Annotated in this window: 19 protein-coding genes; 9 read left to right on the forward strand and 10 right to left on the reverse strand. The window is 72.1% G+C overall.

The window, feature by feature from the left end; translation table 11 throughout:
- Positions 1 to 66: 66 nt before the first annotated feature.
- Positions 67 to 789 (forward strand): GntR family transcriptional regulator, encoded by a 723-nt coding sequence (locus tag OG570_RS42580; protein ID WP_326954401.1) that lies wholly within the window; start codon positions 67 to 69, stop codon positions 787 to 789.
- Positions 790 to 994: 205 nt separating this feature from the next.
- Positions 995 to 1,399: a histone-like nucleoid-structuring protein Lsr2 gene (locus tag OG570_RS42585; RefSeq protein ID WP_247049881.1), complete on the forward strand. Its 405-nt coding sequence runs from the start codon at positions 995 to 997 to the stop codon at positions 1,397 to 1,399.
- 119 nt (positions 1,400 to 1,518) lie between these two features.
- On the opposite strand, the gene OG570_RS42590 is transcribed toward OG570_RS42585, so the two are convergent.
- The 3 genes from OG570_RS42590 to OG570_RS42600 are packed head-to-tail and all read right to left on the reverse strand — an operon-like array spanning position 1,519 to position 3,289.
- Positions 1,519 to 2,790: an MFS transporter gene (locus OG570_RS42590; protein ID WP_326954402.1), complete on the reverse strand. Its 1,272-nt coding sequence runs from the start codon at positions 2,788 to 2,790 to the stop codon at positions 1,519 to 1,521.
- A complete protein-coding gene (locus OG570_RS42595) occupies positions 2,787 to 3,134 on the reverse strand; it encodes a VOC family protein (protein WP_326954403.1) in 348 nt (115 codons plus the stop codon). Before OG570_RS42595 ends, OG570_RS42590 begins: the two co-directional genes overlap by 4 nt.
- A complete protein-coding gene (locus OG570_RS42600; protein WP_247049876.1) occupies positions 3,134 to 3,289 on the reverse strand; it encodes a CopG family transcriptional regulator in 156 nt (51 codons plus the stop codon). The genes OG570_RS42595 and OG570_RS42600 overlap by 1 nt, the downstream gene beginning before the upstream one ends.
- A 113-nt stretch (positions 3,290 to 3,402) precedes the next feature.
- Here OG570_RS42600 and OG570_RS42605 point away from each other — a divergent pair, with 113 nt between their 5' ends.
- The gene (locus OG570_RS42605; protein ID WP_326960312.1) at positions 3,403 to 3,675 is read left to right on the forward strand and encodes a hypothetical protein; all 273 of its coding nucleotides are present in this window, start codon (positions 3,403 to 3,405) and stop codon (positions 3,673 to 3,675) included.
- Positions 3,676 to 3,684: 9 nt separating this feature from the next.
- On the opposite strand, the gene OG570_RS42610 is transcribed toward OG570_RS42605, so the two are convergent.
- Together OG570_RS42610 and OG570_RS42615 are read right to left on the reverse strand one after the other, a co-directional pair.
- Entirely contained in the window at positions 3,685 to 4,677 is a 993-nt protein-coding gene (locus OG570_RS42610) for an SDR family NAD(P)-dependent oxidoreductase (RefSeq protein WP_326954404.1), read from the reverse strand.
- A gap of 5 nt (positions 4,678 to 4,682) precedes the next feature.
- Positions 4,683 to 5,705 carry an NAD-dependent epimerase/dehydratase family protein gene (locus OG570_RS42615; RefSeq protein WP_326954405.1) on the reverse strand — a complete coding sequence of 341 codons (1,023 nt, stop codon included), beginning with the start codon at positions 5,703 to 5,705 and terminating at the stop codon, positions 4,683 to 4,685.
- Positions 5,706 to 5,792: 87 nt separating this feature from the next.
- On the opposite strand from OG570_RS42615, the gene OG570_RS42620 reads away from it, so the two are divergent.
- Complete coding sequence (locus OG570_RS42620) at positions 5,793 to 6,347, forward strand: TetR/AcrR family transcriptional regulator (protein ID WP_326954406.1); 555 nt, start codon at positions 5,793 to 5,795, stop codon at positions 6,345 to 6,347.
- An 18-nt stretch (positions 6,348 to 6,365) separates the two neighbouring features.
- Here the strand turns inward: OG570_RS42620 and OG570_RS42625 are convergent, their stop codons facing one another.
- A complete protein-coding gene (locus OG570_RS42625; protein ID WP_326954407.1) occupies positions 6,366 to 7,016 on the reverse strand; it encodes a hypothetical protein in 651 nt (216 codons plus the stop codon).
- Positions 7,013 to 8,245: a 2-isopropylmalate synthase gene (locus tag OG570_RS42630; protein WP_326954408.1), complete on the reverse strand. Its 1,233-nt coding sequence runs from the start codon at positions 8,243 to 8,245 to the stop codon at positions 7,013 to 7,015. The genes OG570_RS42625 and OG570_RS42630 overlap by 4 nt, the downstream gene beginning before the upstream one ends.
- A gap of 316 nt (positions 8,246 to 8,561) precedes the next feature.
- Between OG570_RS42630 and OG570_RS42635 the strand changes: the two genes are divergently transcribed.
- From OG570_RS42635 to OG570_RS42655, 5 genes are all read left to right on the forward strand, one after another.
- Positions 8,562 to 9,308, forward strand: coding sequence for a GAF and ANTAR domain-containing protein (locus tag OG570_RS42635; RefSeq protein WP_326954409.1), 747 nt, complete (start codon positions 8,562 to 8,564; stop codon positions 9,306 to 9,308).
- Between the two features lie 170 nt (positions 9,309 to 9,478).
- A complete protein-coding gene (locus OG570_RS42640; protein ID WP_326954410.1) occupies positions 9,479 to 10,072 on the forward strand; it encodes a DUF3558 family protein in 594 nt (197 codons plus the stop codon).
- Positions 10,073 to 10,134: 62 nt separating this feature from the next.
- Positions 10,135 to 10,797: a hypothetical protein gene (locus OG570_RS42645; RefSeq protein WP_326954411.1), complete on the forward strand. Its 663-nt coding sequence runs from the start codon at positions 10,135 to 10,137 to the stop codon at positions 10,795 to 10,797.
- A gap of 59 nt (positions 10,798 to 10,856) precedes the next feature.
- Positions 10,857 to 11,426, forward strand: a complete 570-nt coding sequence (locus tag OG570_RS42650) for a TetR/AcrR family transcriptional regulator (RefSeq protein ID WP_326954412.1) — start codon at positions 10,857 to 10,859, stop codon at positions 11,424 to 11,426.
- Between the two features lie 77 nt (positions 11,427 to 11,503).
- The gene (locus OG570_RS42655; protein WP_326954413.1) at positions 11,504 to 12,280 is read left to right on the forward strand and encodes an SDR family NAD(P)-dependent oxidoreductase; all 777 of its coding nucleotides are present in this window, start codon (positions 11,504 to 11,506) and stop codon (positions 12,278 to 12,280) included.
- Positions 12,281 to 12,524: 244 nt separating this feature from the next.
- Here the strand turns inward: OG570_RS42655 and OG570_RS42660 are convergent, their stop codons facing one another.
- From OG570_RS42660 to OG570_RS42670, 3 genes are read right to left on the reverse strand one after another with little or no spacing between them, the layout of a single operon-like run.
- Positions 12,525 to 14,795, reverse strand: a complete 2,271-nt coding sequence (locus OG570_RS42660) for an FtsX-like permease family protein (RefSeq protein ID WP_326954414.1) — start codon at positions 14,793 to 14,795, stop codon at positions 12,525 to 12,527.
- Positions 14,792 to 15,472 (reverse strand): ABC transporter ATP-binding protein, encoded by a 681-nt coding sequence (locus OG570_RS42665; RefSeq protein ID WP_326954415.1) that lies wholly within the window; start codon positions 15,470 to 15,472, stop codon positions 14,792 to 14,794. Before OG570_RS42665 ends, OG570_RS42660 begins: the two co-directional genes overlap by 4 nt.
- A complete protein-coding gene (locus tag OG570_RS42670) occupies positions 15,469 to 15,990 on the reverse strand; it encodes a PadR family transcriptional regulator (protein WP_326954416.1) in 522 nt (173 codons plus the stop codon). Before OG570_RS42670 ends, OG570_RS42665 begins: the two co-directional genes overlap by 4 nt.
- Positions 15,991 to 16,006 lie beyond the last annotated feature (16 nt).

Here is a 16,006-nt window from a genome sequence, read left to right on the forward strand (position 1 = left end):
GAGATGCTATAGCAAAACTGTCAACGGTGGCATAACGGGATGCCATGGCTCGGTTAAGGTGAGGACATGAATCAGCAGTCACCGGCCGCCCCGGTGGCGGAGACGCTCGCCGACCGCACCTACCGCGCGGTGCAGGACGCCATCGCCGCGGGCGACCTGCGCCCGGGCGAAAAGGTCACCGAACGCGGCCTGGCCGAACGCTTCGCCGTCAGCCCCACCCCGGTCCGCGAAGCGATCCGGCGCCTGGAGCAGGACGGCCTCATCGAGCGCGCCGGGCCGCGGACGGTGGTCGTCGCGATGATCGGGGACGCCGCGATCCGGGACCTGGCCGAGGTGGAGGTCGCCCTGCGCGGGCTGGTCGCGCGCTTCGCGGCCCGGCACGCGACGAAGGGCCACCTGGTCCGGCTCGACGCGCTCCTCGACACCGCCGACGACCTGGTGATCGTCATGCGCCAGCGGCACGCCGACGGGCAGCGCGTCGAGAACTACGTCCACACCCTGCTCGACGTCTTCCAGCGGTTCAACGACGAGGTGAGCGCGTGCGCCGGCAACCCGGTGCTCGTGCGGCTACTGGAGCAGAGCCGGGTGTTCTCCCGCGCCGAGCGGCGCAGCCGCCTGGTCGAGCACGTGCTGGCCGACGACCGGTTCGGGCTCGACCGCTACTCCGGCCACCGCGCGCTGGTCCGCGCCCTGCGCGCCGGCGACGCGGCCACCGCGGAGGAGCTCGTCATGGCGGACGCCCGCGGCGGCCTCGACGACCTGCTCCGCTCACCCGAGCGGCCCGGCTGATCAGGTGGAACGAACGCGGTCGTCAACGGCGGCGCCCGCACCGGCCATAAACGCCGTCCGCCCGGCCCTGTGACATTTTCACGATACTTGTTCGCGTTTTCGGGAAATTGCGATAATACCGGTGGGTATGTATGATCCACAGTGGATCCCGCATATCGTGCTCCTGGTCACCACGGACACACAGTCAACCGGTTGGAGAATTCCCATGGCGCAAAAGGTCCTCGTCGAGATGCTGGACGACCTCGACGGCAGCCCCGCCACCCACACCATTCCCTTCGGCCTCGACGGCGTCAGCTACGAGATCGACCTCTCCGACGACAACGCCACCGCCCTGCGCGGGGAACTCGCGCGGTTCATCGCCGCGAGCCGCAAGACCGGCGGCCGCAAGGTGCGCGTCGCCACCGGGCAGTCGACGGCGAGCAGCGCGGACCGTGAGCGCTCACGCGCGATCCGCGCCTGGGCCGGGGAAAGCGGCTATGAGGTCTCCGAGCGCGGCCGCCTCTCCTCCGAGATCGTCACCGCCTACGACGAGGCGCAGCGACAGGCCGCCGAACCGGTCGCGGCCCGCAAGCGCACGCCGCGCAAGAAGGTCGCCGCCGTGAAGAAGTAAGGCATGACAGCCGTTCAGCGGCGCGGCCATGGGCCATTCCGCGTAATCGACGTCGTTTCGAGCGGGAATCGGTCCGGTCGGCGCCGCCCGGATTCACCGATACCCCGCCGGAATGATGGCTACCCGGCGGTCGATGTCCGGCTCGCGGCACCCGCGGTCGCGATCAGGGCGAGCGCGAACAGCACGTAGGAAGCGACCAGCCCGCCGGTGGTGCCGGCCGAGCTCAAGGTGCCGCCGACCGCACGGCCCAGGAGCTGGCCGACGCATTCGGCCGTGATGACCGCGGTCGCCAGCTCCGTGGCCGTGAATCCGCTCGAGCCCGCGGTCGTCGCCCGGATGTACAGGCTGGGGTACGCGAGCCCGACGCCGATCCCGGCCGCGGTCCACGCGCCGAGGACGACGCCGAACGAGCCGCCGGTGGCCAGCTCGACCGCCGGCACCGCCGTGCCGAGCGCGGTCAGGCTCAGGCCGGCGACCGGAAACGCCGACGCGCTCCGCGTGACCAGGAGGCTCGTCACCGCCCACCCCAGCGGGGCGGCGCTGAGCACGACCGCCGCCTGCCCGAGGCTCATCCGGAACCCGCTCGTCAGCAGCACGGTGATCAGGCTGTCCGCGCCGAAGTAGCCGGCCGCGAACAGCACCATCGCCCCGAGCGCGGCGGGTGTCCCCCGCCGCAGGCGCGCGGTTCCCGCGGGCAGGATCGCGACCGTCCCCGCCACCGTGAGCGCCGCACCGGCGATCGCGAGCGGCCACCACCCCGCGCTCAGCACGACGCACGCGGCGCCCAGCGGCACCGACAGCGTCCGGCCCAGCGGGCGCGGCGCGGCCTCGACGGCGGGGTCGTCCCGGACGGCGCGCACGACCAGCAGCCGTCCGAAAAGGACGAACGGCACCGGCACCAGCAGGGTCCAGTGCCACCCGACGAGGTGTTCCAGGCCCAGCGTCGCGGCCGGGCCGATCAGGGCGGGCACGATCCACATCGCCGACGACGCCGCGACCACCCGGATGCGCAGCCGTTCGTCGAGGTGCCGGATCGCGGAGCTGATCCCGAACACCGCCAAGAGCCCGCCGGCCAGGCCGCTGGTGAACTGCCCCAGCGCGAACACCCACGCCGCCCGAGCGGACGCGGCCAGCGCGAGCCCGCCGAGGTAGGCGAGCATCCCGGCGGCGAGCGTGCGCCGCGGGCCCAGCCGGCCCACCACCCGGCTCGCCAGCGGGAGCGCGACGAACAACCCCAGTGTCGAACCGGCGATCAGGAGCCCGAGCCGGCCCCGCGCGTCCAGGTCGTCGGCGACGACGGGCAGCAGCGTGGACGCGACGAACCCGGTCACGGCGGCCGCGAACTCGAGCGCGACGATCCCGGCGGCGAGCACCGGCGGGGCACCTCTCACGTGTACAGCTCTCGGTCGTACCGGTTGATCTGCACCCACACGCCGTCGGGATCCCGGACGCGCAACGAGAAGCCGAAGCCTTCGTCGGTCACCGGGCCGGGCTCGAACCCGGCCGCCCGCAAGCGATCCGCGACGTCCTCCAGCGGTTCGTCGGCCTCGAACGCCAGCTCGCACCGGCCGGCCTCCTCGGCGGTCCCGCGGTGCAGGGCCAGCGTGCCGCCGTCGGCGGGCAGCTCGATCCAGCCGCCGGGGCGCGACGCCGGCCCGCTCTCCAGGCCGAGGGCCCGGTAGAACCGCGTCAGGGCCTCGACGTCCGCGCTGTAGCGGATCGGCAGCACGCGCATCACGATCGCTCCTCACCGCGTCGCAGGTACTCCTCGAGCGCGTGCTCGACGAACGCCGAGAGCGACTCGTCGGCGTCGACGGACGCGTGCTTGACCCGCCTGATGAGCTCGGGTGGCAGGTAGACGCTGAACTGCCGTTTGACGGCTTGAGTCATGCCCGCATGCTAGCATGCCTTCATGCCCGCTTACGGGCATCGCCGTGACGTGCAGCGGGCCTGCGTCCGGCTCGGGCTGCGGGCCGCAGCTGTGACGCTTCGCTCTCTCCGGGATCACGCCGGACCTGGTGACGCTGGACAAGCCGATGGGCGTGGGCAACCCGATCGGCGCCGTCGTCACGCGGCGCAAGATCGCCGACGTCCTGGCGGGCCGCTACGGGTACTTCTCGACGTTCGCCGCGGCCGCGGGCCACGCGGTGCTCGACATCCTGGAGCTGACCGGCCTGCCCGCCCAAGCCGTCGCGGTCGGCGAGTACCTCCGCCGCGGCCTGCGGGAGCCGGCCCCCCGCGGTGACGTGCTGAAGGTGCGCCCGGCGACACCGTGAACCGGGCCGTCACCGCGCCGGGAAGCTGACGCCCGTCAGTTCCTCGCTCACCGACCACAACCGCGCGGCCGCGGCCGGGTCGATCGCGTGCGGGGACACGCCCGCCGGCGGGACTTCGCCCGTCCCGTGCCGGCTCGCGTCGTGGTCACGCTCCGGCGCCACCGGCGCGATGTTGTTGTCCAGGCAGTACACCCCGCCGACGTCGGCCAGCTGGGGGCTGACCGCGCACCACACGCTGGTCGACGCGCCCTGCTGGACCGTCTTCTTGCCCGCGTACGGGTCGATCACCGGCTTGCCGTCGTCGTCGACGAGCTTCATCGCCCGCAGCGTCTCCGGGGTGGCCCAGCCGCTCAGATTGGTGTCCACAATGGACCCCGGGTGGACGGAGAACGCCTGCACCCCAAGGCGATCCAGCTCGAGCGCGAACAGGATGTTCGCCGTCTTCGACTGGCCGTACCCGAGCATCGGGTGGTACTCGCGGCGCTTGAAGGCCAGGTCGTCGAACACGACCGGCGACAGCCGGTGCGCCGCCGCGGACACCGACACCACGCGGGCGCCCCGGGCCAACGCCGGCGAAAGCCTTGCGGTGAGCCGGAAGTGCCCGAGGTGGTTGGTCGCGAAGTGCGACTCGTGGCCGCGCGCGTCGCGCGTCAAGGGCACGCCCATGATCCCCGCGCTCGCGACCAGGATGTCCACCGCGCGGCCCGACGCGAGGAACCGCCGCACGAACGCGTCCACCGACGCCGGGTCGGCGAGGTCGAGCCGGTCGATCTCGACGCCGGCGATGCCGTCGAGCATGCCCGCGGCCTTGGCGGGATCGCGCACGGGGACGACGACGTGGGCACCGCGCTCGCGCAGCACCCGGGTCGTCTCCCGGCCGATGCCCGAGTGCCCGCCGGTGACGACGGCGAGCTTGCCGGTGAGATCGACGCCGGCGGCGACCTGCTCGGCCGTCGACGCGGCGTCGAACGGCGTGTCCTCGATGGGATTCTGGGGGCTCATGGGCGTCACTTCCCGACGACGTCGTGGTCGATGAGGCTGCGGGCGCAGTCGAGGACGGCGACCTCCGCCGGCCGCGGTGTCCAGTCCAGCAACGACTTCGCCTTCGCCGTGCTGTGGCGGCTGCGGCGGCCGAGGGAGGGCATGATCTCCCGCAGCGAGCGGTCGAACAGCGCGGACACGCGGACGGCGAGGTCCGGCAGCTTGCGCGTCGGGACCTTGCGGCCGTCCTCGCCGAGGCCGTCGCGCAGGATGCGCGCGATGTCGTGCATCCACAGGAACTCGCCGGTCGCGAGGAACCGCTGGCCGGCCGCCGCGGGGGCGGTCATGGCGCGGACGTGGACGTCGGCGAGGTCCCGCACGTCGACGACCTCCAGGCCGATGCGCGGGGTGCCGGGCATCGCGCCGGCCAGCAGCCGGGAGATGATCCGGACCGAGCCCGGCGTGTCGGGCGACAGCACCGGCCCGAACACCGCGCCCGGCAGGATCGTGGCGAGCGTCATCGGCCCGTCGTAGGACTTCATGAACTCCCACGCCGCCAGCTCGGCCGCCGTCTTCGAACGCCGGTAGGCGGGCAGCTTCGGCGCGTCCAGGTCCGTCCACAGTGTCTCGTCGGTGACGCCGTCGGCGGTGTAGGACGTCGGGCTGGCCGTGTTCGCCGCCGACGTCATGACCACCCGCTGGACCCCCGCCGCGGCCGCGGCGCGCAGCACCCGCAGCGTGCCGTCGCGGGCCGGGACCAGCAAGGCCTGCGCATCCGCGCCGTCCGCACCAAGCGGCGAGGCGACGTGCAGGACGTGGTCGCACCCGTCGAGGGCTTCCTCCCAGCCGTCGTCGCGGGTCAGGTCCGCCACCGCGAACTCCAGGTGGTCCGTCCGGTCCGAGACGGACGCGACCGCCCGCCGCACCCGCTCGCCCCGGCTCGCGTCACGCACGGTCGCCCGCACGTCGTAACCGCGGCCGAGCAGCTCGGCGACGCACCAGCCCGCCACGTAGCCGGTCCCGCCGGTCACCAGCACCGAACCTGACATCACGTCCTCCTCGCTTCGTTAGCCGTTCGGCTAACGAAACTAAGAGTAGCACCACCTCCGGTCCGCCGCGGGCGCTACGATGACCGCGTGGCGGCGGTACGGGCGGCGCAGGCCGAGAAGACCAGGCAGGCGGTGCTGGACACGGCGCGGAGGCTGTTCCTGGAGCACGGGTTCGACGCCACTTCGCTGCAGCAGATCGCCGACACGATGGGTGTCACGAAGGCGAACGTCTACTACTACTTCCGCACCAAGATCGCGATCCTCGAGGCCCTGCTCGAACCCACGGTCGCCGCGCTGGCCGCCGGGCTCGACGCGCTCGAGCAGATCGCCGACCGCGACGAGCGCCGCGAATCCTTCGTCACGCACTGGGTCGGCCAGGTCGTCACCGCGTACCGCACGCTGGCGCCGATGAGCCACGCCGACCCGATCGTCCGGCGGCACCCCGGCATCAGCCGCACCCTCGACGAGCTGGCCGACCGCGCCCTGCACCTGCTGTTCGGCCCGGCGCCGACGGCGGACCAGATCGCGGCCTACTCGCTGATCAGCGACCTGGGCGTCGTGACCCGCCGCCTCGACGCACTGCCCGACGACGAGCTCCGCGCCGTCCTCACCCGGCTGTGCCTGCGGGTCGTGCGGGACTGAGCCGAACACCGAGGGTGCTCAGGTGACGTAACCGGCCCGCAAGTGCGCGAGGTAAGCCTCCGGGCCGCCGTGTGCGCGGTCCTGAGCGCCGAGGCGGGTGTGCGTCAAGCTGCGGTTCCGGCCCACGCACAGTGTGGTGGTCGCCGCGCGCCCGGCCGCGGGCGAGTCATCGGCGCTCTCGAGGACGTGCACGTCCGGCGGGAAAATCGCGCGCGCCTCGGCGGCAGAGGCCGCCGGCGGGTGTCCGGTGCGGTTGGCGCTGCTGACGTGGAGGTGCCCGACGTCCGTGAGGATCGGGCGCACCGGATCCCCGCACGCGCCGAACACCAACGCGTGGCCGTCGCGGGTGGCCGGTGACGCCCAGCCCGGCGCCCGGCCGCTCACCACGGGCAGCAGCAGCGTCAGCCGTTCGCGCACCAGGAGCTCGCGGACGAGCACCCGGGTGGCGTCGTCGAGGTCGAGGGCGGCGGAGAACTCGGACCAGGGCTCGTCGTCGACGAGCCACAACGCGACGGCCTGGTCCGCGGGGCGGCCCTTGGCGGTGTTGACGACGCCGGGCGCGGTCGCGGCGACCACCGAGGTCAGCGGGTACGGGTTCGGGAACACGACCGCCGAGCCCGCCCGCAACGCCTCGGCCGCCGCGGCCGGCTGCGTCAGGATCGCCGTCACGTCGCCGGCACCGCGGCGGTCGCGCGGAACGCGTCGACGAACCCGACGAGGCTCTCGACCGGGACGACCGCTTCGTTGCGGCGGAACGCTTCGGCCTTCACCCAGGCCAGCGCCGCCGCCGTCTCCGCGCGGTCGAGCACCAGGCCGGCCCGTTCGCCGACCGCGCGCAGCACCCGGGTACTGGCCAGGTGGGTGAGCACCACGGTCGGCTCGATGCCCAGCACCGCCGGGTCGAAGGGCTGGAACGTCGCCGGCCGCACGAACGGCGTGCCGGTGGAGATCGTGCCGACGCCGGTGCCGACGATCGGGGTGGTCACCGTCAGCGGCAGGCCCGTCTCCGCCGCCACCGCGCGGGCGATCGCGGGAATCCGGGTCAGGTCGGGCGCCGTGTGCCAGAGGTCGGCCTCGCCCAGCAGTTCGGTGGTGCGGTGGGCGAGCAGGAACAGGAGCTGCTCGGTGGCGACCATGCCGCTGCGTTCCGCGACGCCCAGCCAGGAACTCGACACCACCCGGACGCCGGCCCGGACCGCCGCCAGCGTGTTCGCCAGGCCGAGCCCGAGGTCGTTGTGCAGGTGCGAGGCCAGGACGACGTCGTCGGCCACCCGCTCGACCAGCCTCTGGAACAGCTCGGCGCACCGCTCGGTGAGCAGGTCGCCGGTGGTGTCGGCGACGACGATCACGCCGGCGCCGGCCTCGGTCAGCGCGTTCGCCGCGCCGGCCAGCACGTCGACGTCGGCGCGCGGCGCGTCGGCGAAACACACGTCCGGGATGACGCCGGTGCCGCCGTCGCGCACGGCCCGCACCAGCGTGACGGCGTCGGCCAGCGCGTCGACGGCGGGCCGGTGGACCATCGCGTCGGCCATCACGTCGGACGCGGGCACCACGATCATCACCCGCGCGTTCGGCGTACCCCGCACCGCGTCGCACGCTTGCCGCACGTCGTCGAGGGTGGCCCGGCAGACCGCGGCGGGACTCACGGATCCGGCCGCCTCTACGGCGACCCGGCGGGTGGCGGCGAACTCTTCCGCGCACACCGCGGGGAATCCGGCCGCGAACACGACGTGCCGGGGGCCGTCACCACCGAAGACCCGGCCGTGCTCACGGGCCAGCCGGACGCGGAAGTCCCCGCTCATCAGGGTTTTGCCCTGCGCGCCGTCGCGGGCCGACTCCTCCCACAGCACCAACCGCCCGCCCAGCGCGGATTCCCTGACCAGATCCGGCGTACCCATAGTCGTCTTCGTCCTTCCCGGCGGTCCGGATGCGCCACCGGAACGAAGACAAGTGAACGGGGCCGCGGCGGACCGCGTCAAAGTGCCGACGCTCACACAGTGTCCTGGCATTCCGCGTTTCGGTGACGGTAAGTGGCCGAGACGAGAGCGGGACACGCGAGAATCCCCTCGGACGGCGGATCGACGGCTCACCACCGCGTGAGGATCACGTGACACCGCCGCCGTTTCCCGGCTCGATGATCAGCTGATCGGACGATTAGTCTTCGGCGTACCCGCACACCCGAGACCGAGCGCATTGCCCCCGAAGGAGCGCCCCATGGACGAGAACCTGCTTGACGAGCGGGACGCCGCACGGCGAGTGGACGACGTCACCACCGCGTTGGACCGGCTGGCCGGCACCTTCAAGGAGGAAGAAGCGCTGTCGGTGGTGCTGCAGCGGGTGTGCCAGCAGGTCGTGCACGCCGTGCCGGACGCGGAACTCGCCAGCATCACCCTGCTGCGCGAGGGCAACCCCTACACCGCGGCGTCGACCGGTGACAGCGCGCACCACATCGACCAGGCCCAGTACGACGCCGGGCAAGGCCCCTGCCTGGAGGCCGCCCGGACCGGCGAGCTCCAGCGGGTCAAGGTGACCGAAGCGGCGCAGCAGTGGCCCGAGTTCGCCGCGGCCGCCGCCGAGTCCGCGGTGCTCGGCTACCTGTCCGCGCCGCTGTTCATCGACCACGAGTACCACGGTTCACTCAACCTGTACGACACCGGCGGCAACAGCTTCGGCGCGCTCGACGGGGCCCTGCTGGCGCTCTACACCACCGCCGCCGAAGCGGCACTGCGCAGCACCCGCCGACACCAGACGGCCCGCGAGACGATGGAACAGCTACGCACCGCACTGACCTCCCGAGCGGTGATCGACCAGGCGAAGGGCATCTTGATGGCCCTACACCAAATCCCGGCCGACGACGCCTTCGACCTGCTGGTCAAGGCGTCACAGGAGAAGAACCTGAAGCTGCGCGAAGTAGCCCAGGACTTCCTCACCACCGCCTTGGCCACCCCGAACCGCCCTTGAGCACACCGTCGCCCGCTTATCGCCGCGCTCGAACGCTCGGTCACGCCACCCCAGCGGCTCCTGCGTCAGGGCTTCACCGTGGGCCCAGAATCCGCGACGACCGGGATCAAGGCCGCGTGCGGATCCGGCTGCGCCGCCATGCGGGCCGCGGCCGCGTCGATCAGCCACTCATGACCCATCGCCGCACCCGCTGCGCTGTCGCCGCCGCCCTGCTGGTCTTGGGGCTGAGTGCCGGCTGCTCGTCCGGCCGGCCGCCGGTTCCGGCGGAGCCGTCGGTTTCGGTCCCGCCGATCCCCGGGGTTGGGATGAGCGGAGCCGGCCGGTTCCGGGCCGATCCGTGCGCCGCGGTCACGGTCGAGCAGCTCACCGCCCTCGGCTTCACCGGCGGTGAACGCAGCCGCGACGGCAACCGGTGTGTCACCACGTTCGGCGCCGTCGCCAAGGTCAGCACCTCGAACCTGGGCGACAGCCTGCAAATCCTGTACCAAGAGCACGCCCTCGGCCACGACACCGGCAACCATTGGGAGCCGATCACCGTCGAGACCATCTACCCGGCCGTCATCGTCGCCATCGACGAGAACGTCCCCAGCAAGCAAGCCGACGGCCCACGCGGCTGCACCCTCGCACTCGCCGCCGACAACAGCACCCTCGTCCACATCAGCGCCGCCACCGCCGACCAGCCCGAAGCCGGCCCGTGGCAGCACGACCCCTGCGGTGCCGCGCAGAAGATCGCCGCCCTCGCCGTCGCCAACCTGACCGCGTAACCGCGCTGTCCCTGCTTCCGTCTGTGCCCCAGCACGTTCGGGCTGTCTGCTTGGATATCGAGGTGACCGTGTACGACCTTGCTCGTCGCCTGCCCGCCATCACCGACCTGCGCGCGCTGTGCCGTGCGCTGGCCGCGTTGGACGTCGTGCTGAGCCCCGGCAGCGAAGACCGGTACCACCTCTACGACACCGCCTGGGCGCCTGGCGAGGAGCTGGCGTCCATGCGGGACGGAGCGGGCAACGAATACTCCGTCGTGTTCACGGCCGCGGGGGCGTACGTGCGCGGTTTCGACCACGAGTCGCCGATGAGTCCCTATGCCACCGACGACGAAGAACCGTGGCCCGGTGTTCTCGACGCCGTGCCCGGCATATTCCGGAAATGTGTGGCGGAACCGGCGTTCTCCGACGAGTACGGCACGCCGTACGTCACGGTGTGCCTGTGGCGTGAGCACGGCGACACCGTCTGGCAGCACGGCGTCATCGCGTTCCCCGACAAGGGCGACGACGGGGCCGACTGGCTGTTCGCCCTGCTAACCGACGGCACACCCGAGGCATTCCGGGAGTGGGCGCAGGCCTACTACGAAAGGCCGATCGACCTCGACGCGGTGCGCCACATCTACGCCGGGCACCCGCTGACCACGAACGTCGTGACCGCGCTCAACCCCGCCACCACCCTGGCGACCGTCGCGGATCGCGTCGCCGCAACCGGCTACCCGATCGACTGACCGGCTGCCGATTGGCGACTCACCTTGACTCCCTACCAACTAGAAGGTAGAAATATCGCGTGACCACGACAGCGGATCGGATCCTGGACAGCGCTCAGACGCTGGTGCAGGTTCGGGGGTACAACGGCTTCTCCTACGCCGACATCAGTGCCGAGCTGTCCATCACGAAGCCGAGCATCCACCACCACTTCCCCACCAAAGCCGCACTGGCCGAGGCGCTGATCGCGCGCTATCGGGAACGGTTCGCCGTAGCGCGGAAGGAAGTCGACGACGACGCGGCGGGCGCGCGGCAGCGCCTGGTGGGTTACGCCGGGCTGTACGCCGAGACCTTTGCCCAAGGCGGCCGCATCTGCCTCTGCGGCGTCTTCGCCGTGGATGCGGAGAGCCTGCCCGTTCAGGTACGGCAGGCGACGGACGCGTTCTTCGCCGATCAGCGGCAATGGGTGGCCGGCGTGCTGGCCGAGGCGGGCATGCCCGCCACCCGGACCGGTGCGGCGGCCGAGGCTTACCTGGCGTCCCTGGAGGGGGCACTGCTCCTGGCCCGCGCCCACGGCCAGCCGGACGGCACCGGACGGGATCGCGATGTGGTCCGGTCGGTGGCGGCGACCCTGGTCGACGCCCTGCTCTGAAAACGCACCACCGCAACACCTTTTCGCACGACCACTCAACCTTCCAACTAGTAGGTAGTCAGATGAGGAGAACCACCATGGGACAGGACTTCACCGGTCGCAAGCTCGTCGTAGTCGGCGGCAGCAGCGGCATGGGCCGTCAGATCGCCGAGGACGTCGTCAGCCACGGCGGCAGCGCGGTCGTCATCGGTTCCCGCCCCGAGCGGGTCGAGAAGACCGTGACCGACCTGGCCGCCCACGGACAGGCGTGGGGCATCACCGCCGACCTGCGCGATCCCGCCGAGGTGACGCGGGTGCGCGAGGAACTGACCGGCCAGCACGCCGACACGACGTTGCTCGTCAACGCGGCAGGCGTGTTCAGGCCGCTGCCGTTCCTCGACCACACCCCCGCCGACTACGACGCCTACCTGGACCTGAACAAGGCCACCTTCCTGATCACCCAGACCGTGGCGCAGAACATGGTGACCAGCGGCCGCGGTGGCGCCATCGTCAACATCGGCAGCATGTGGGCGAAGCAGGCCATCGCCGCGACCCCGTCATCGGCGTACTCGATGGCCAAGGCCGGCCTGCACGCCCTGACCCAGCACCTCGCCCTGGAGCTGGCCGCCCACAAGATCCGGGTCAACGCCATCTCCCCGGCCGTGGTCGCCACCCCCATCTACGAGGGCTTCATCCCACCGGCCGAGGTCGGCACCGTCCTGGCGGGATTCAACGCCTTCCACCCGATCGGCCGGATCGGCACCACCGAGGACATCTCCGCCGTGGCCACCTTCCTCCTCTCCGACCAGGCCGGCTGGGTCACCGGCGCGATCTGGGACGTCGACGGCGGCGTCACGGCAGGCCGAAACCAGTAACCACCGAGGCGTTGCCAGGCCTGTACGGGTTCGGAGCCCGTACAGGCCCTCGAAGCCGCCGTCGCCGCGCTCGGTGGCTCCTGCAGTACCTCCGCGAAGCCGCGCGGACCCCCGAAAGCGCAGGTCTGATCCGCTACCAGATGAACCGCGGCATCGTCGTCGCGGACGTCGCCGGGCCGGATGTCGCCCGCACAGCCGTGGAACCGGCCGGAGTCGACGAGCCGTTACCAGGCCATGTTCCCGGTCATTTCTCCCTTAGTTGTTCCAGGCTTGTTGTCCGCCAGAGGGCTGGGAGGGTTACCGCTGTTACGGCCAGTATTGCTATTGCCGCTGTTGCGGTCAGGAACAGGATTGCCGGGATGTCGACCGCCAGCTCGCGGTGTCCCACTGACCTCAGCAGCAGCCAGTCCAGGGCGATTCCTTCGATCACTGCGATGGCTACGCCTACCGCCACCGGGATTGCCATCTGCCACAACAGTGAGCGGGCCAGTACGCCGCGTCCTACGCCGTTGGCCATCAAGGCGGCCAGGCTGCGGCGCCGTTCTCTCAGTTGCTCCCAGGCCGCGATCATCAGGCTGCCCGCGGCCAGCAGCAGCACCAGGATCGACCCCACCGACAGCACGCGGGTGATCAGTGCGTACGTGCCGTCTCGTTCCGTGCCTACAGAGGAGACTATCCCGTTCCAGCCCAATTGGCCGACCGCGTTGCGCAGCTGCTCCACCACGTCCGGGCTGGCTGCGGGGATCGTGATGTTCGAGATCAGCCCGACACTTGTCGCCGGGGCCAGTGCGGCCGGGGTGACCAGCAGGACCGCCGGGTGTTCTGTTGATACGGTGCGGAAGCGGTCCGCCGGGACCGTCCACTGTGGTGGGACGCCTGGGTCGGCGCGCCGGGCGCCGGCGAACCAGGTTCGGTCGCCCGGGGCCGGGTGGTAGGCGTTTGCTTCGGGGGTTCCGACGGCGAACACGTCGCCGTCGCGGCAGTCCCCCGGTGCTCCTTCGGACCGCAGTTCGGCGCAGCTTCCTAGGATGAGCCGGGTCTCCGACCCAGCCGCGTTCACCAGCGTGCCCGAGGTCGTCACCGGTACGCCACGCGCTCCAGGCAGCTCCTGGACGGCGGCGGCGAACGCCTGGACGTCGGTGAGGCTCGACGCGAAGTTGCTCGCCAGCACCCGGACGCTTCCCGGGTCGAGGTGGTCGCTCTCGGCGCGGGCGTAAACCCCTTGCAGGGCAATCGATCCGGCCAGCACCACGGCGATGCCGCTCACCAGGCGCGCCGCCGTCGCGCTGTCCACCTGCAGCCGTCGGACGGCCAGCAGCCACGCGGGCGAACCGCCGCGCAGCCGGCCCGCGACCCGCTCGACCAGCCACGGCAGCACCAGCGGGACGGTCATCAGGAGCAGGACCACCCCGCCGATCACCGCCGGGTCGCCGGCGTCGGCCGACACCCTCTCCCAGCGGGTCGCCAGCAGGACCACGCCCACGACCGCGGGCAGAGGGCGCCACCAGAACTTCCGCGGAGCCTGGATCCCGCGCCGCACCACGCCGAGCGGCTCGATGACGATCCGCCGCAGCGCGAACGCGGCCACCGCGCACGCCAGCACCGGCAGCAGTACCGCGATCGGTACGCCGAGCCGCCAGTCGGGCACGACGTCTTCGCCGAAGATGCCGCCGCGGAAGGCGGACACGGTGATCAGCGGGACGAGCGCGCGCACCACCAGGAACAGCACCCCGCCCGCCACGAGCCCGGCGAGCGAGCCGAGCAGCGCCTCCCCCGCGGCGATCCGCACCACCTGGCCGCGGTCGGCGCCGACCAGGCGCAGCGCCGCGAGGCGCCGGTCCCGCGACGCCGCGGCGAGCCGGGTGCTGGCGACCACGAAGACGACGACCGGGACGAGGCAGGTCGTCGCCCCGACCACGACCAGCAGCAGCTCCAGCGCGGTCAGGTCGCGGTGGCCGGTGAGCGGGCCGCCGACGCGGTTCACCGCGACCGCGGCCGGCTGCGCGGCGGCGGTCGCGGACCCGAGGTAGAAGTACAGCTCGTTCGGGCCGGTCAGCCCGGCGTCGCCGATGGTGCCGATCACGGGCTGCGGGAACCGCCCCCGCAGCTCCTCCCCCGCCGGCGACGCCAGGAGGTCGGCGAGCGCCGGCGACAGCACCACTTGACCGGGTTTCGGCAACTCGCTCACCCCGGGGAACGCGGGAGCGCGCGACCCGGTCGGCTGCACGAGGACGCCCTGCAGGCCCTGGCCGTGGAACTCGTCCACCAGCTTGACGGCGTAGACCGGGTCGACGCCGGGCACGGACGCGACGCCCACGGCCCCCATCCGCGCGGCCGCCCGGTCTTCCCGGGCGCCGAGCAGGTGCGGCACCGACGTCGCGGTCAGCAGGACGGCGACGCCGAGGCCGACCCCGGCCGCCGTGAGCGCGAGCCGTGTCAGGGCCGTGCGGGCCCCGCCGCCACCGAGCGCGAGCCGCATCCCGAGCCACAGGTCGTCGCACCAGCGCCGGATCATCGGGTCGCCTCGAGCTGCCGGGTGCGGCCGTCGCGGACGACGACCTCGCGGTCCGAGTAGGCCGCGACGCGGGGTTCGTGCGTCACCAGGACGATCGCGGCGTTCCGCTCGCGCGCCGCCGACGTCAGCAGCTGCATGACCTGCTCGCCGTTGAGCGAGTCCAGGGCGCCGGTCGGTTCGTCGGCGAAGACGACCCGGGGACCGGTCACCAGGGCGCGGGCCACGGCGACGCGCTGCCCCTGCCCGCCGGACACCTCCCCCGGCCGCTTCCCGGCGATCTCCAGCAGGCCGAGCTCGCCCAGCAGCTCCCGGCCGCGCTCAGCGGCGACGCGCCCGCGCCGGCCGTTCAGCCGCAGTGGCAAGGAGACGTTCTCCAGGCAGGTCAGCTCCGGGACGAGCTGGCCGAACTGGAAGACGAACCCGAAGTCGGTGCGGCGCAAGGCGGAGCGGGCACGGTCGGTCAGCCCGGCCAGGTCGGCGCCCTCGTAACGGACCGCCCCGGCGTCGGGCCGGACGATCCCGGCCAGGCAGTGCAGCAGTGTCGACTTGCCCGATCCGGACGGCCCCATCAGAGCGACGACCTCGCCGGCCCGCACCCGCAGGCTCGCCGCCGCGAGCGCCTCCGTCGGGCCGTACGTCTTCCGGAGATCGGTGGCTTCGAGCAGGACGCCGGTCACGCGATCTCCTTCGCCAGCTGGTCGAGCCGGGCGGCGGTCAGTTCCAGCCAGCGGAGGTCGGCCTCCAGGTGGAACAGCGCATGGTCGCAGATCAGCTGGTCGACGAGGTCGCCCCGGGTCTTGCGCCGGGTCAGCTCGCGCATCGCGTCGAGGTGCGCCGAGCGCTGGACGTCGAGGACCTCCGACGCGGGCCGGCCGGACAGCAGCGCGAGGACGATCTTGGTGTAGAGCGTGTTCTGCAGGTACGCGTCCGGCTTTTCCGCGGTGGCGAGCCAGCCCGCGACGTCGGCGACCCCGGCCTCGGTGATCGCGTACCGCTTCCGCTCGGGCCCGCCGTCGACCTCGACGCCGTCGGCCTCGACGAGCCCCTGTTTGAGCAGCCGCGCGAGGGTCGAATAGACCTGCCCGTAGTGGACCTGACGGTCGTGCCCGAAGCGGTCGTCGTAGGCGCGCTTCAGGTCGTAACCGTGGCGCGGGCCGCCTTCGAGAAGCCCGAGCAGAGTGAGTCCGATCGACATGCCGAGGACTATACAC

This window comes from Amycolatopsis sp. NBC_01286 (genome assembly GCF_035982555.1).
In the GTDB taxonomy this organism is placed as follows: domain Bacteria; phylum Actinomycetota; class Actinomycetes; order Mycobacteriales; family Pseudonocardiaceae; genus Amycolatopsis.